This window comes from Shewanella halifaxensis HAW-EB4 (assembly GCF_000019185.1).
GTDB classification, from domain to species: Bacteria; Pseudomonadota; Gammaproteobacteria; order Enterobacterales; family Shewanellaceae; genus Shewanella; species Shewanella halifaxensis.
On sequence record NC_010334.1, the window covers coordinates 3,686,348 to 3,701,796 of the forward strand.

The window sequence follows — 15,449 nt, forward strand, 5'->3', positions numbered from 1 at the left end:
ACCCAATAAAAAATGCAGCCTAGGCTGCATTTTTTATTGGGTTAAAATCACGCTGAGTCTGGTTCTGGATCTATAAACGATAGCTCAGAGTCAGCTTGGCATTGCGCTCTTCGCCCGGCATACCGCCTAGGAACATAGCTTTACTGTAATACTCTTCATTAAATAAGTTGTTCACATTTAGCTGCAGCTTCCAGTTGTCAACATCATAACTAATGGCGCTATCCAGCACGGTATAACTTGATACATAGCCGTCAGGAATACCAAATGAGGTTGAATTGGTACTTCTGTCATCAACATACTTACCGCCAAGACTGATGTTAATTGGACTCGCAAGTGAGAACCAATCAGCCCCATAGGTTACCCAAGCACTTGCCGAGACATAAGGTACGCCTTTTTGGCGGGTATCATAGCTAGAGCGGTTAGGATCTTTCTTGTCGCGGGCATCTTGATAAACCGCATTAACGTTAACCATCCACTGCTCATTAAGGTGAGCATTCATATCCAGTTCAACACCGGTGGTTTCTTCGCTGCCATTGTAGAAATACTTAGGTACGCTCGGCCCAGACACGCCTTCTTCATAATCCACATTACTGTATTGCAAATTAGTACGTGAACTCTTAAAAAACACAATTGAAGTCAACATTTGATCGTCAAAGGCTTTAAAGCGCATCCCTAAGTCATCACTGACCGATTCGCTGTCATCTCTATCAGTATCGTTTCCGGCAATGCTGCCAAGAATGCTATAGGCCGTGCGCCCTTTCGAGTGGTTAACAAAAAACGACAAATCGTCGGTTGGCATGTAAGTCAAACCCAAATTATAGGTCATGCCATCGTCTGTAGTATCGGCTTCTGGTGTTGGCTGCGCGCGGCTTGCACTGTATCTAGAGTCGACACCTAAGTGCTCATAGGCTTGTTTTATTTGATTAAACGCTACGCCAATGCGAGAAGTAAAGCCATAACCTAAATAGCCCACATGCTGCACACCCACGCCCCAAGCACTGACTTTCTTGTCGTAGTTGCTGGTTAGTAGCGGATCATGATCTTCGAAGCTACCTTCAGCCCAATTAGGATTACGGATATCATAAATGTACGGCAGACGGCCTTGGTAGATCACCTCACCCGCTTTATTCTTGATAACTTTATCAGCGTCATAAATTGAGTATTGCTTGAACGCAATGTTTCTATCCTCAAAATTGGCATTAATCAACAATTCATTATCAATATCACCTATTTGGAAGTCATAACGAAGATCGGCAAAATACTGCCAAGATGATTCATCGGCATCAACTTTACGATACTCTTGGCGGCGCGCCGCAAAGGGATAAAGCACTCCATCTTCTACCAGTGGGGCTCGTGGGTCGGCATTAATCGCACCTCTGCGGTCCCAATACACATAGTTGTAAGCACCGGTTTGGCGGGCAAAGCCTGAGGTGTAATCGCGATACTGCAATTGTTGATTCAAAAATAGGTTATCAGTGAAGTAGATATTATGGGTCAGCTTAAAACGCAGCTCTTCGCCCTCATTATCCTTGGCCATTGGTGAAATAATGCCTGCATTGCCAAATGCGTAGGGAGTTAAACCATCATTTGAGGCTAACGAGTCTGCTAACTGTTTACGCTGGGCCTCTGTTAGCTGAATTCCAGCGTTGTTTGGATCATTAATTAAATCCTCCCAAGTCACTTCACCAGCGGTTTTACCGCCAACTGAGGCTGAGTTAAAAATGCGAATAGGATGACCAATTGAGTCTACTGCAATCGCGTCTCTTATATAGCTCGCCGACAACATCAGATCTTGGCTATCATCTAGCACATACTTAAGCGAAGTGTATATTTCATCACGATCGGTACCGATCTCCCGGTAGCCATCGCTACGAGCCGTTTTAGCGACGACGCGGTAGGCTAAATCATCAGTTATCGCCGCAGTGCTATCGACTTCTAAAGAATGAGTATTCCATTGGCCGACTTCAGCGGTAAATACATGCTTTGATTCGAATTGCGGCTTCTTCTCTATTAAGTTAATCACGCCCCCTGCGCTGCCCATACCGTAAAGGCCTGTCGCCGGACCTTTTAGCACCTCAACCGATTCGACATTAGTTAGCGAGCGCGTAGGGTTAAAAGTGTTGCCAAGCCCAGCTCCACCATACATACCATCGTAGGTGTAGTTCGCCCCAAGCCCGCGAATAACCAAGTTATCACCTATACCATAGTTATTACCCGCTTGAGTCACACCACTGATGTTACGCACTAAATCTTGTAGATTGGTCAAAGCCTGAGCCTGAATCAATTCTTGATCGACAATAACTACCGCTGCAGGTGTCTCCATCAGCGACATATCGGACTTGGTCGCTAAACCTGAATTCATGACAACCTGATTTTGACGCCCATAGACAGTAATACGCTCAACATTATCGAGCGATTCATCTGTTTGCTCAGCGTAAACATTGGTTGCTAAAAATGTCGATGCACAAGCAATTGCTAACACCGAATAACGGAAATGTCTCATCAAATAACCCCACTTTAATATTATGCGGCGAGATGATAACGATTCTTATTATCTTTTCAATACTTGTTTCAGCACCGATACAATTAGATGCTTGCTTGTGATTGTTTTAACTTGCTTTTATCGTTAAAGTTTACAAAGTAAATGCATGGGTAACACTTTAAAACCAATAAGATAGGTGATCAACGTCACAAATTTTCAGTGCGAAAATCAGCCTTATTTCTCACTTGATATCAGACCATATAAAAATATGTTGATAATTTAGTCAAAATATAAAAAGTGTATTTATGTTTTCCACTCGAGCTTTCGCGCACAGACTATATGGAAGGAGCCTTTAACGGCAATAGATTTGGCGAGTGACGACAGTAACTCACAAGATGCCCTGCAAGGCGATCTTACAGATCATCTTTAATATAGGGCAGTTCGTCACTGTAAATACGACTGTCGAGTTCTGTTGGTAATACAAAATGAGCGAGGTGGTTAATATCTGCCTCAATAGACAGCCTAGTCTCAATAGAGAAGATTTTTGCTAATGGGAAACTCGATGACAGGAAAGCCCTTCATAAGAACACTAACCTCTCATCGAAGCTAGCGCCCCAATTAAGGTTAGCTTGAGCTTCCCAAGCTAGCAGCTCTATTACCCGAATCACCTCACCTTGTAAGGTTTGGCATCGTCCCGATGCTGCCACTAAATCTCCCATAGCCAGAGCACCGTATCGGTGCTATTGCCGATAACATTTACCTTAGTTATCGCCTCTTCAGCCTGACGCACTTCTATGCAACCTCCATTCATATCCGTTCCTTCCATGTCAGCTTCTTCTATAACGGATGCTCAAATCTTGCGCTGAACTCCTGCACCACAGTTAGGAGAGAGCCGCCTTTTAACTCTCGCCTAAGCACTCTTTGATGAACCAGCAAGCGTCAAGCCAGGCTACTTATAAACTCTCGAGGCTCCGCTTCTGAAACAAACCAAGCCAAGCAGCAGTATTAGCGAGGCAAACGACACACTACCGCCATGATAATGGTCATCGTCATCAATATAGATATCGTCTCTATCGCTACTCTCCAATGGCAGCGCATATAAGCTGTCAAAATCGTAGGAGCTCACGGTTGCCACAATATCACCATAACCCACTTCATAAAGATCGATTAACACATCGTAGTGATCGGTCGGGTAGCCATAATCCAGCGTGGTTAGTACCTCAAAATCATCATCGGTGGCATTACCATAAATTCTAAAGATATCGGTGGTGTAATAATGCTCCCACGGCCCGCCATTGCGACTCAAGTAAAGCTCTGCAAACACATCTGCGCGCTCATTGGCATAATAGCCCTCAACATCCGCATCGAAGGTCACACTAAAGGTCTGGTAAAAACCGTCGTAATCGTTATCGACAAACAATCGGCTATAGGCATCGTAGATATAAAAATCCCGATAAACCCCATTGGCAAACTGCTTAATCGAACCGCTCTTTGCTAAATCCTGATTTGCCTGAATCGCCTTATTGATATGGGACTGGATGACTTGTTCTCGGGTAAGCTTTTCAGGGCTAGCTATTCCTTTTGTTTGCAACGCCTGCTCAGCTATCGCTTGCTTCGTTCTCAGAGCATCGAGCTGACTTATTTGCTGCTCAGATAAACCATTAGAGTCATTTATTACTTCAGCCTCTGCAAAAACAGTTTGCGCAACCGAGGTGCTTTTCGGCGGTGAAAGCAGCTCCATATCCGAACTGGCATTTGTAGGCAGTATCACACTCATTGATAAGGTTAACAGAGCAACACCCGCTGCTCGCGCCAACATGCACTTTTGCTCACTTATATGAGTTGTATGAGCTTTATGATTTTGTTTTGTGTTCATCTTCACCTCGAATATTCATTCTTAATGAGGCCATTAGAGTCCACTGAGTGTGAACACAAGCTGAACGTTAAAAATTGTCTAGCCTTCGAATGAAGGCTGATTACATTTTTTGGGTAGCGCTATCTGATAGCGAGTTATGAATTGTAACTTCATTGCTATCAATCGCCTGCAGCGGGCTTATGTGCAGACACTGCCGTGACACGCAGCAAGTCCGTCCCTGGAAGCTCGGCCATGACGTCCATGTCATGGACGGTCACGGCCGCATCTACACTGGATAATTGGAGCCTTCTTTTGGCCGTGGTGGTTCAATTCTAAATTGAAAATGCCCCAAAGCTGGTTAGCCTTGGAATGAAGGCTGTTTACATTTATTTTTGGATCGTTGCCACAGGGTAGCGAGTTCTGGATTGCCACTTCATGGTTATTAATCGCCTGCAGCGGGCATATGTGCAGATACTGCCGTGACACGCAGCAAGTCCGTCCCTGGAAGCTCGGCCATGACGTCCATGTCATGGACGGTCACGGCCGCATCTACACAGGATAATTGGAGCCTTCTTTTGGCCGTGGTGGTTCAATTTCTAAATTGAAAATGCCTCAAAGTGTGTTTATCTTTGAGTAAAGGTGTACCTAATCGCCTCCAGCGGGGTATGTGCAGATACTGCTGTGACACGCAGCAAGTCCGTCCTTGGAAGCTCGACCATGACGTCCATGTCATGGACGGTCACGGCCGCATCTACACTGGATAATTGGTGCATTTATTTAGCCGTGGTGGTTCGATTTCTAAATTGAAAATGTCCAAAAGTGAGTTGGCAGCAATTAGATAAGCAAATTTGATGAGATGAATGCTGAGGTGTGAATACGGCAGTGACCTTCGACAGCAGGGAAGCTGTCGTAGAGGTTATAGGGACATACTTGTGCCGAGTCTCTGAAGTGTTCGCACCTTCAGTAACGGGCTATAAATATGCTAAAAGCCATATCATTCAGTAAAATCCCCTCTCTCAAAGCAGCTTACAGCTACCAATCTGCCCAAGCACTCCAAGTTGAACACATTCAGCCAGCGTTCATCTAGTCTTATGTATAACCTATCTACCCGCTAGACATTGGCAAGGTAATGACTAATCGAATAGGATCTTTTAAACTGGTGATATCTCAACCCTTTGGTACCCTTAATGAAAACTGCTTTATCTATCATATTGATCTCGCTCTCACTATTAGCCGCTCAGTCTGCTGCGGCCAGTACTGTGCATGCCGTCACATCTATGATGTCGGTCTTTATGAAGGCCAATAGTAATCAGCAGCAAAAATTAAAAGTTAGCAACAAAGAGCAAGCTGTACAGTTAGCAAAGAGGCAGTATCGCGGCAAGGTGCTGAAGGTTCAATCTAGCCGAGTTAATGGCAATCCAGGTTATAGCGTAAAGCTACTATCCAGTGACGGTGTGGTTTTTTATGTCAAAGTCGATGCTAAAACAGGTCGTGTTTCTCGTAATTAGTGGCCAAAAACCTGCTGCACAAATCGGCCTAAAACAACATAAGCGCTGACTTAGAAACAACACCTGTTCAGAATAATTGAACGCGCTTTCCAACATCCAATAACGAGGGCTTAAGCATGAGATTGTTATTAGTTGAAGATGATTTAGAGCTGCAATCCAATCTTAAACAACACCTTATCGAGGCTAATTATACCGTCGACACCGCCGATGATGGCGAGATAGGCCTATTCCAAGGCAGCGAATACAATTACGATGCGGCAATTATCGATGTCGGCCTACCTAAGCTCGATGGCATCGCCCTCATCAAAGAGCTTAGAAGCCTAGATATCGGTTTTCCTATTCTCATTTTGACTGCCCGTGATAGCTGGCAAGATAAGGTCGAAGGCTTAGATGCGGGCGCCGATGATTACCTTACCAAACCTTTTCATCCAGAAGAGTTGGTTGCTCGTCTTAAAGCATTAATTCGACGCTCGGCGGGTAAAGCCAGTCCGATTATCACCAATGGTCCTTTTAGCCTAAACACCAGCAGTTTAGAGATCACTAAGTCTGGCGAGACCATCACCTTAAGTGGCTCTGAATACAAATTATTTGAGTACTTGATGCTACATATTGGTGAGGTGAAATCAAAAACGGTACTGACAGAGCACATTTACGATCAAGATTTTGACTTGGACTCTAACGTCATTGAGGTGTTTATTCGCCGATTACGCAAAAAGCTCGATCCCGATAATCAACTAGGCTTGATTGAAACCCTTAGAGGCCAAGGTTATCGTCTTGTGTCACTTGATGACGACGCTAAAAAGTAAACTAATGATTAACCTTAAGCGCTTGCCCACACTCATGCACTCTTTAAAGGCGCGCCTTATCGTCAGCGCCATGCTGCTGAGCTTAGTCTTAATTCCCATTGTTGGCTTAACCCTCAACGACGCCTTTAAATTGCAGGTCAAGAGTGCCTCGGTCAAAGAGCTTAAAGCCTATGTTTATTCCATCTTGGCGGTGACCGAGGTCGACGACCAACAGTTATTTATGCCCGAGGTGTTGTTAGAGAATCAATTTAATGTGATCCAGTCAGGCCTGTACGCCTTGATTACTATTCCCGAAAGCCTACAACAGACACTCACATCCACAAGTGACCATCAACAAGATTCTAGCTTCGATGCTAAATTTGTTGGGCCTGAAACCATAAAACCAGCAAGAGATGCGATTATCGCCGAGCAACAAGTCACAGCAGGAACAAAGGTCGCTTGGCGCTCCAACTCATTGCTTGGCATCGATCTCACTTCGGCAATCACCACAGCGGTTCATACTGACCCGGCCTTTCCACAACCAGAAAAAGGCCAAGGCCAGTTCAGTGAGATTATTCTTAATGGCGAACCTCATTTGGTTTATGGCTTTAGCGCGAGTTTCGAAACCCAGCAAGTCGATAAGCAAGGGGATGAGCAGATCACGCGCTTTCCGGTCACGGTTTATATCATTAAAGATCAGAGTGACTATCAGCTCCAAGTGAACGAGTTTAATCAGCAACTTTGGCGCTGGTTATTGATCTTGATGGTCGCCCTACTTTCAATTCAAATGTTATGGCTATGGTGGACACTAAAGCCCCTCACTCGTTTGCAAAATGAGTTAGCCGCGATTGAAAACGGTAAAGCCGATCACTTAAATGACAACTACCCCACCGAACTCAGTACCGTTGCCAAGCAGCTCAACACCTTGCTCAATACTGAGCAAAACCAACGAAAACGCTACCGTAATGCCTTAGCGGACTTGGCCCACAGCCTGAAAACACCGCTGGCGGTTATTCAAAGCCAGAAAGATTTAAGCAAACAATCATTTGAGCAGATATCTCATATCAATCGCATCATTGGCCACCAGCTCAAAAGAGCGCAATCGGCGGCAGGTTCGGCCTGGCACCTAGGCGTCGAGGTGGTTGAGGTCTCCGACAAATTGGTACGTAATCTACCTAAAATCTACTGCCAGCCAGCGATAACGATCACCGAAGATGTCGACCGTGCAGCAATCTTTAAAGGGGACGCCAGTGATTTAACTGAGATCCTTGGAAACCTGCTAGATAATGCCTGTAAGGCCGCAGCGAGCCGTGTGTTATTAACCGTTAAAACTGTCGACTCTAGTTTAGTTATCGGTATCGAAGATGACGGTAAAGGCATCGATGAGGCGCTGCACGCACAAATATTTGAGCGGGGTATTCGCGCCGACTCCTATCAACAGGGGCACGGCATAGGTCTCGCAATTGTTCGCGACTTAGTAGACAGTTATCAAGGGCAATTGATTGTGAGTCGCTCAACAACGCTTGGCGGCGCTAAGTTCGAACTGCGATTCAAAGCCTAATCTAACCGTACTAATCTAGCAGCTTTTTAGCTGTCAGCTTCTGTTCATCTTGGCTTTCTTATACTGGTGCTAACCTATAAAACGATTAGGAGAGCACATGAACAGATTCAAGAGATGGTGTTGGTCATTTATCATCACACTTGCTATCGCAATGCCTTTGATGATGTCAGCGGCCACAGTCAAGGCACAAGATCACGAGCTTGAGCACTCTCGATTTAATGAGCCTCAATTTAGTGAGCCCCTGCATAATGAAGGACAGTATAGTGAGGGGCAGCTGGCGCAGATGCTTGCACCTATCGCGCTCTATCCAGATAGTTTGCTCACCCATATTCTCATTGCCGCGACCTATCCACTCGAAGTGGTGCAGGCTCATAGATGGCAAGTGGAATATAACAATCTAAGCACACAAAAGCAGATCGACAAGGCGCAAGATAAAGACTGGGATCCCAGTGTGGTCGCGCTTATTGCCTTTCCGAATGTACTGCAAAAGCTCAGTGAGGATCTCAACTGGACCCAATCGTTAGGTGATGCCTTCTTGCAAGATGAAGCCCAAGTATTAGCGAGTATTCAAACTCTGAGACAAGAGGCGGATAATGCAAACAGTCTAGAGCAGATGGACAATATGCAGGTCACTCGGGTCAGTAATCAGATCATTATCGAGCCGGTGAGAAAAGAGATTGTCTATGTGCCCTACTATGACCCGAGAACGGTTTACGGATATTGGCGCTGGTATCGCTATCCACCCATCTATTGGGCGGTTTACCCTGGCTATATTAGACCCGGTTACGGCCACTTTTATTGGCGAGCAGGTGTGCACATCAGTTTTAACTATTACTTCAGTGCGTTCCATTGGCACAAACGTCATGTGGTAGTGGTGCACCACCATAACTCGCACCGATATCGTCATCACGGTCGTATCGTCACCAGTCACGGCGCCAAGCGCTGGGCCCACAAGCCGCAACATAGGCGCGGTGTGGCTTACAGCAACAATACGTTACGCCACAAATATAACAGCCACCACCCGAGCCGCGCCCAGAGTAAAGCGCTACGTCACGACCCGCGCAAGCATGTTAACCATAAGAACAGCCTTGAGCGGATTAGAGGCTATGAGCGGGTAAAGAGCCCTCTGCGCGCAAAAAGCCCTGAGCGTATTAAGAGCCATGAGCGTATCAAAAGCCAGATGCGTGGAAACAGCCCTGAGCGAAACAAGAGCCATCAGCAAATCACTCACCAACGTGAGCAGCAGATGCGCAGTAAGCTCAATTCAAACTCAAAGGCTCATCAATCAACAGCCAATAAAAGCTATAACAACAGGCAGAAGCATCAAAGCCAGTCTCGCCATAGCACTAAGCCACACCAAACAGCGAGAAGCAAAGTAAGTCGCAGCCCTTCTCCACGGGCTAGTGCACCTCGTAGCAACCATCAGTACAAACCAAGGAAAGATTAGCCTAAGACGGAGTAAATCTATCAAGCATTTCAAACAAGAAAGCCGTCAATTTACGGTAATGCAGGTAAGTTAAGACCTAAGTTAAGACCTAAGTTAAGGCCAACGCTGATTAACCAACAAAAACTAAGAACCCAGCACAAACTGGGTTCTTTGCTTTAAAAGCTATTTACCACGAAGCGCTCACTTCGTTTGCTACACGGAGGACACGAAGTAAAGAAAAGGCTCAGGGTGGCTTTTCTTCGTGCTCTTCGTGTCCTCTGTGGTCCATTCTTATCTTTCAAAGTCATCAGATTTCTCTGAGTCACTTCCTTAAGTGAATGGCATTAGTCAATCGACGGCATTTTTATGCTTAATGCTAAGCAATCTCTAAGCACTTAAACAGGTTTCAGGATCTAACTGCTCGAGCATCTGTTGTAACAGCGCATCTATCTCTTTGAATCGCGGACGTAACCCTAAATTTGGCTGTAAACACGTCTGTTTTAACTTAAGCAACTCGGCAAGAATCGCTTGGCTTGCTTCTGTAGGATTTTGTAAACAGTGCTCGGCTAAATCCTCTATTAGGCAGCCCAAGGCACGAACCTCTATTGCCTCCATCGCCTCTCTTTGCAGTAAAGGCAGTTGGCTTAAATTCGTCGCCGCGCCAAAGTCGCCGAATAAGATCTCTACGTTCATATTGAACATGGTGTTATGAGCATAAATATCACCATGACTGACTCGATTCTGGTGCAGATGAGTCAGCCCCGACGCCATCTGTTTCAAGATATTTAATACCTCTTTAATCTCAAAGCTAGACTTATCGGTGAAGGTATCTCGAGTACAAGTATCCAGTGAGGGTGGCAGACCTAAGTTTTGGAAATGACTAGGAATAAGCTCCATGACGAGACCCGATTTATCGGCCTGCTTAAGCTGAGCCACGACCTTTATCAGATTGCTATGCTGCCTCGCCTGCAAACAGTTGGCCAGTTCATCTTTTGGGTATCCGTCGCTCGTGACCTCACCTTTAAATATTTTAACGGCAATATCGAGCGGCGTCCCCATCAACGAAACAGGCTGCTTAACCCATATCGCTCGGTAAATCACACCCGATGCACCTTGGCCAATAATCTCTTTCAGTTCGATATCTTCAAGGCTAACACTGGGCATAGAGACAACATCTGTACGCACTTTATCGGCTAACTCTTGCTGCGGTATGAGCGGGCTCCCATCAAGCGCTAACCAGCTCAGACGAGGTAACTGAAATAGCCAATCTGGCAATGACTTAAAGGCATTAGCCGATAAGCGTGCGAGCTCTAAGTTGGTACATTCAGCCATACTCTCAGGTAGACACGTGAGCTTATTGCCCGCTAGGGCTAACTTTTGCAAGCGGTGCAATCGCCCCATATCCTCAGGCAAAGATTCGAGATTATTATCCGTTAAGATAAGCCAGCGGGTATTATCGGGGAGTGCTTTTTCAGGCAGCTGCGTTAATTTGTTCGATTTGAAGCTGATCATTTCAAGCTTAGGGCACAGGGCTAGTACGGCCGGAATAGAATCAAAACAGTTGTTGGTTAGAAATAGGATTTTTAATTGATGCAAATCGCTAAAGTTTGCGGGTAAATCACTAAGTTGATTACCCGATAGGTCGAGTATTTCTAGCGTGTCGGCAAGCTCAAATATCTCTTGCGGAAACGCTGTCAGCCCCTTTGAGAGTTGTAGCCGTGTTATCCCTTTTAACTGTCCCGATGTTAACTGCTCAATAGTATGCAAAACCCTTACCTTAACCCTGATAAAAAACAGCGCGCAATACTATACGATTCTCCATCAATGAGAAAGCCAAATGCTAGAAGCTAACGCATTATGGAGCTAATGTATTTTGGACAGGTAAGGGCCTCACCGAACAATTCAATAACCCAGTGGGCTAGTTGGTCAGGCTCTCTTCTGTAGATTTAGTAAGCCTAGCTCTTTCGTTACGCTCAATTTGTAGTAGCTCTTGCCCTTTGGTAATAGCCATCACCGCTTTGGACTTAAACTCGCGGCGATATAACGTGATGACAACGAAAATACTGGCAGTAATCAAGGCTAAAGGATGAAAAAACCAACATAGGGCAGCCATTGAGAAGTAATAAGAACGCAAACCGTAATTATAAGTGTGTGTTGCCTGATCTTGTATCACCGCCATCTGCTCAGCATAACGGTGTAAATTTTCATTAGTCCCTGCTTTATCCACGGGTGCGGCACCCACCATCACATTTAAGAAACCATATTGACGCATCGACCAAGTAAACTGGAAGAATGCCATCACAAAAATAAAGGTCAACATGCCGAGCTTAAGTTGCACTAAGGCATGGTTGGGAGACGCGGCAAAAGGGATCGTTGCGATCACTGCCTCTAGGCGTTCAACTTGAGCAAACAGGGTTAACACACCCGCAAGCACTAGCATGGTGGTTGATGCAAAAAAGGCGATATTCCGTTCAAGGTTTGCCAACAGCGCAGCATCACTGACTCGCACCTCTCGGCCTAATAGCCCATACATCCAATGAATGCGATGTTGATGCAGGCAGCGAGCAATACAGTTAGTGTCTTTAGCTTTACGTTTAGCAAAATAGGTATAGCCAACCCAGCTAGAAATAAAGCAGAAAGGCGCTACAAGATCGAGCAGCGAAATGGTCATGCCGGTGTTCATCAAAAAATTACCTGTCTATCATTACCTGTCTATCAAAGTCAGCCGCCAATATCAGTAAAATGGGCTAACTCAGCTATCCAAAATTTGCTTGCTTATGCAAGCTTTGCTTGTAGATCTGTTTTAACAATTTCAAGGGCTGCGAGGGCAACACTTGGCTCTATTTGGTGACTCTCGAGCAAATAAATAAGGTCAACTGCCAGTTTCACCTCATCAGGAGCCCTGTCTAGCTCACTCGGTTGCTTGTCATCACTCATGTTGGTTAACTCAAATTAGAGGGGGAAAGAGTGGGCTAGTATACTCAGAGAATTTACGCTTCTCAATTAAGAAACGCTGAAGGGGTAAGGCAAACGCAAATATCCCTCTCTTAGCGATGCTAAGGCTTTATTACCGCCTAAAGCCTAGATATACTCGGGGCGAAGACACAATCAATATTGTGATTAGCAAATACAAAGGCAAACAACTCCTATGGCAAAGATGGATTTCTCGGTGATCAATGACACCACAGCAAAATCTTTTATTGAACAGAAAAACCTGATCAAAAGAGTATTTAAAGGCAACACCGTTCTCTGCCCTGTGTGCAATCAAGCACTTGTGATGAAGCTGCCAGTAAAAGGACAAGAAGACAGTGTTTCAGGGATCTGCTGCAAGAAAGGCTGTACCGATATCGAGCTTGATATGGAGCTTGTGCTTTAGCACGAGTCTCTCTTTCTCAATAAAAAATGGCTGCCAGCATTAATCTGCTGTGCAGCCATTTTATTTTTTGCGTGTTATTTCATCTTTCTCACATCAATCCAGCACTGCCAAAATTGAGTTTCAGAGCTTCAATTATCTTCGCTTAATCAAAGGCTAATTCGCACTCGTCCAGTCTCACTGATTGCTGAGCGAATACAAAGCACTAAAGTGGTCGACACTGAAACCGAGAGGGTCACGAAAATCGCCACCGAGATCACCAGCTGATACTTGATGGCGATCAGCGGATCGACGCCGCCCAAGATCTGTCCTGTCATCATTCCAGGCAAGGTAACCAGCCCCATTGTCGCCATTGAGGCCAGAATTGGCGCAAAAGATTGCTGCATCGCACTCTGTACAAATGGCAGACTCGCCTGACTCGGCGATGCCCCCAGCGCCAGCGCCCCTTGGTATTCATGTTTTCTATCATTAAAGGCACCAAATAGTCGCTGCAACGCAATTATGTTGCCGCTCAAGCAATTCCCCAACAACATGCCAGCTGTGGGAATTAAGTATTGCGCGGTATAAAGTGGCTGCGGTGACAAGAGATAAACTATCATCAGCCACAAAATAGGAAATAAACCTAGTGCTAAACCACTAAACACTGGAAAGTAGAGCAATCTTCTTGGTAGTTTCGCCTTACTAATAATCGCGCTCGAGCCTACCAGTAACATCACCAATAACCAGGCAAGGTTTACCCAGAGATTATCGAGCAAAAAGAGGTATTGCAGATAGAGTCCCACCAAAACTAGTTGCGCCGTCATGCGCACAACGGCCCAGGTCATATCACGGCTAAGACCTAACTGAAAGTATCGTCCTATCGCCATAGGAACCAATAGCACCAGCATAAATAGGCCTAACTGCAACCAAGCTATATCCATTCAGACTTATCTCTTAAGCAACAAAAACTTGAACACTAATATAACTAAACTATGACTCGCTTAATAGCGCCGCATTCAGTGACATCAGTCTTAATAATGACGTTAACATTAGACTAATAAAATATTCACCCATTGAGAAAAACTTGATCAATATCTAATGAATTCACATTTTGCCTTGCTAGACTCTGATCACTTTTTGCTATTTTAGACACCAAAATTATGAAGCAGCAGCTACTTGAGCGATTCTTAAGTTACGTCAGTTTTAACACTCAATCTGACGGTCGAAGCCAGAATGTACCTAGCACTCATAGCCAATTTGTATTTGCTCAGCATTTACGTCAAGAGCTTGTCAGTCTTGGGTTTGAGGATGTGCAACTCTCAGATAAGGGCTATTTAACCGCAACGGTACCTGCCAATGTAGAGGGTGTGGCATGCATCGGCTTTATCGCTCACTTAGACACAGCTCCCGACTACAGCGGAGAGAATGTATCTCCTCAAATCATTGAGAACTATAACGGCGAAGATATTCAATTAGGTCTCGAAGAGGTACTGTCGCCAAAGCAATTTAGCAGCCTAAACCAATATATCGGTCAAACGCTGATCACGACTGACGGCAGTAGCCTATTAGGCGGCGACGATAAGGCGGGTATTGCCGAGATCATCAGTGCTCTGCACCATCTGCTCACACATCCAGAGATCCCTCACGGAAAAATAAGACTCTGCTTTACGCCTGATGAAGAGATTGGCCGCGGCGCCGATCATTTTGACGTTGAGAGCTTTGGTGCTCAGTGGGCCTACACCATTGATGGCGGTCAAGTCGGTGAGCTTGAGTATGAAAACTTTAATGCTGCCACAGCGGTGGTCACCGCAATGGGTAACAACTGTCACCCAGGCACAGCCTACGGCGTGATGGTCAATGCCCAAACCATCGCGGCTCGATTCCACGCTAAAATGCCACTAAAAGATACACCGGAGCACAGCCGCGACTATGACGGTTTCTTTCACCTGCTTGGCATGGAAGGCGTGACCGAAAAGGCGACGTTGACCTATATCATTCGCGATTTCGACCTTGAGCTTTTTGAACAGAGAAAGCGCTGGCTAACGGAGTTAGTCGAAAAATATAATGCTGAGTTGTCTATCGGTCAGTTAACGATAGATATTCAAGATTCCTACTTGAATATGAAGCAGCAAGTCTTACCGCACCCGCATATTATCGACATTGCCAAACAAGCGATGCAGAACTTAGCCATTGAACCGATAATTAAGCCTATTCGTGGTGGCACCGATGGCTCGCGCCTGTCCTATATGGGACTGCCTTGCCCGAACCTATTTACTGGCGGACATAACTTCCACGGTAAGCACGAGTACGTGTGTGTTGAGTCCATGGTAAAAGCGACCGAGACCATCGTTGAAATCGCTAAACTCACGGCGCAGCACAAGTAATTTTTACTGTGATTGAGTCATAACAAGGTCTGCCCTGCTGGCCTTGTTATTTTTTCTTTATTCGCTCTTGATGATTACTAGCTAAAAAACAAATAG

13 protein-coding genes are annotated in these 15,449 nt (G+C 45.4%); 6 read left to right on the forward strand and 7 right to left on the reverse strand.

Annotated features, from left to right (window positions below; genetic code table 11):
• Positions 1-70 precede the first annotated feature (70 nt).
• From SHAL_RS15620 to SHAL_RS15630, 3 genes are all read right to left on the reverse strand, one after another.
• On the reverse strand, positions 71-2,503 hold the full coding sequence (locus SHAL_RS15620; RefSeq protein ID WP_012278096.1) for a TonB-dependent receptor: 2,433 nt from the start codon (positions 2,501-2,503) through the stop codon (positions 71-73).
• 557 nt (positions 2,504-3,060) lie between these two features.
• Positions 3,061-3,201 (reverse strand): hypothetical protein, encoded by a 141-nt coding sequence (locus SHAL_RS23305; protein WP_190273608.1) that lies wholly within the window; start codon positions 3,199-3,201, stop codon positions 3,061-3,063.
• Positions 3,202-3,431: 230 nt separating this feature from the next.
• On the reverse strand, positions 3,432-4,358 hold the full coding sequence (locus SHAL_RS15630) for a choice-of-anchor H family protein (protein WP_041416048.1): 927 nt from the start codon (positions 4,356-4,358) through the stop codon (positions 3,432-3,434).
• A gap of 1,166 nt (positions 4,359-5,524) precedes the next feature.
• Here SHAL_RS15630 and SHAL_RS15635 point away from each other — a divergent pair.
• The 4 genes from SHAL_RS15635 (at position 5,525) to SHAL_RS15650 (ending at position 9,638) form a co-directional block, all read left to right on the forward strand.
• On the forward strand, positions 5,525-5,845 hold the full coding sequence (locus tag SHAL_RS15635; RefSeq protein WP_012278098.1) for a PepSY domain-containing protein: 321 nt from the start codon (positions 5,525-5,527) through the stop codon (positions 5,843-5,845).
• 116 nt (positions 5,846-5,961) lie between these two features.
• The gene (locus SHAL_RS15640) at positions 5,962-6,651 is read left to right on the forward strand and encodes a response regulator transcription factor (protein WP_012278099.1); all 690 of its coding nucleotides are present in this window, start codon (positions 5,962-5,964) and stop codon (positions 6,649-6,651) included.
• Positions 6,652-6,655: 4 nt separating this feature from the next.
• On the forward strand, positions 6,656-8,191 hold the full coding sequence (locus SHAL_RS15645) for an ATP-binding protein (RefSeq protein WP_041416485.1): 1,536 nt from the start codon (positions 6,656-6,658) through the stop codon (positions 8,189-8,191).
• 97 nt (positions 8,192-8,288) lie between these two features.
• Positions 8,289-9,638 carry a DUF3300 domain-containing protein gene (locus SHAL_RS15650; RefSeq protein ID WP_012278101.1) on the forward strand — a complete coding sequence of 450 codons (1,350 nt, stop codon included), beginning with the start codon at positions 8,289-8,291 and terminating at the stop codon, positions 9,636-9,638.
• A 366-nt stretch (positions 9,639-10,004) separates the two neighbouring features.
• Here the strand turns inward: SHAL_RS15650 and SHAL_RS15655 are convergent, their stop codons facing one another.
• The 3 genes from SHAL_RS15655 to rsmS all read right to left on the reverse strand — a co-directional run bounded on the left by SHAL_RS15655 (position 10,005) and on the right by rsmS (position 12,554).
• Entirely contained in the window at positions 10,005-11,384 is a 1,380-nt protein-coding gene (locus SHAL_RS15655; RefSeq protein WP_012278102.1) for a leucine-rich repeat-containing protein kinase family protein, read from the reverse strand.
• A 151-nt stretch (positions 11,385-11,535) separates the two neighbouring features.
• Positions 11,536-12,288, reverse strand: coding sequence for a DUF599 domain-containing protein (locus SHAL_RS15660; RefSeq protein ID WP_041416486.1), 753 nt, complete (start codon positions 12,286-12,288; stop codon positions 11,536-11,538).
• 104 nt (positions 12,289-12,392) lie between these two features.
• The gene (gene rsmS / locus SHAL_RS15665; protein ID WP_012278104.1) at positions 12,393-12,554 is read right to left on the reverse strand and encodes a pleiotropic regulatory protein RsmS; all 162 of its coding nucleotides are present in this window, start codon (positions 12,552-12,554) and stop codon (positions 12,393-12,395) included.
• Positions 12,555-12,765: 211 nt separating this feature from the next.
• On the opposite strand from rsmS, the gene SHAL_RS15670 reads away from it, so the two are divergent.
• Complete coding sequence (locus SHAL_RS15670; RefSeq protein WP_012278105.1) at positions 12,766-12,993, forward strand: hypothetical protein; 228 nt, start codon at positions 12,766-12,768, stop codon at positions 12,991-12,993.
• A 146-nt stretch (positions 12,994-13,139) separates the two neighbouring features.
• On the opposite strand, the gene SHAL_RS15675 is transcribed toward SHAL_RS15670, so the two are convergent.
• The gene (locus tag SHAL_RS15675; protein ID WP_012278106.1) at positions 13,140-13,910 is read right to left on the reverse strand and encodes an ABC transporter permease; all 771 of its coding nucleotides are present in this window, start codon (positions 13,908-13,910) and stop codon (positions 13,140-13,142) included.
• Positions 13,911-14,129: 219 nt separating this feature from the next.
• On the opposite strand from SHAL_RS15675, the gene pepT reads away from it, so the two are divergent.
• Positions 14,130-15,353: a peptidase T gene (pepT, locus tag SHAL_RS15680; RefSeq protein WP_012278107.1), complete on the forward strand. Its 1,224-nt coding sequence runs from the start codon at positions 14,130-14,132 to the stop codon at positions 15,351-15,353.
• Positions 15,354-15,449: the final 96 nt, after the last annotated feature.

Bases quoted from the DNA above. Each gene is read 5' to 3' on its own strand.
- SHAL_RS15660 (WP_041416486.1), bottom strand. From the start codon at position 12,288: ATGACCATTTCGCTGCTCGATCTTGTAGCGCCTTTCTGCTTTATTTCT.
- SHAL_RS15640 (WP_012278099.1), top strand. From the start codon at position 5,962: ATGAGATTGTTATTAGTTGAAGATGATTTAGAGCTGCAATCCAATCTT.
- pepT (WP_012278107.1), top strand. From the start codon at position 14,130: ATGAAGCAGCAGCTACTTGAGCGATTCTTAAGTTACGTCAGTTTTAAC.
- SHAL_RS15635 (WP_012278098.1), top strand. From the start codon at position 5,525: ATGAAAACTGCTTTATCTATCATATTGATCTCGCTCTCACTATTAGCC.
- SHAL_RS15650 (WP_012278101.1), top strand. From the start codon at position 8,289: ATGAACAGATTCAAGAGATGGTGTTGGTCATTTATCATCACACTTGCT.
- SHAL_RS15630 (WP_041416048.1), bottom strand. From the start codon at position 4,358: ATGAACACAAAACAAAATCATAAAGCTCATACAACTCATATAAGTGAG.
- SHAL_RS15670 (WP_012278105.1), top strand. From the start codon at position 12,766: ATGGCAAAGATGGATTTCTCGGTGATCAATGACACCACAGCAAAATCT.
- SHAL_RS15675 (WP_012278106.1), bottom strand. From the start codon at position 13,910: ATGGATATAGCTTGGTTGCAGTTAGGCCTATTTATGCTGGTGCTATTG.
- SHAL_RS15620 (WP_012278096.1), bottom strand. From the start codon at position 2,503: ATGAGACATTTCCGTTATTCGGTGTTAGCAATTGCTTGTGCATCGACA.
- rsmS (WP_012278104.1), bottom strand. From the start codon at position 12,554: ATGAGTGATGACAAGCAACCGAGTGAGCTAGACAGGGCTCCTGATGAG.
- SHAL_RS15645 (WP_041416485.1), top strand. From the start codon at position 6,656: ATGATTAACCTTAAGCGCTTGCCCACACTCATGCACTCTTTAAAGGCG.
- SHAL_RS23305 (WP_190273608.1), bottom strand. From the start codon at position 3,201: ATGGGAGATTTAGTGGCAGCATCGGGACGATGCCAAACCTTACAAGGT.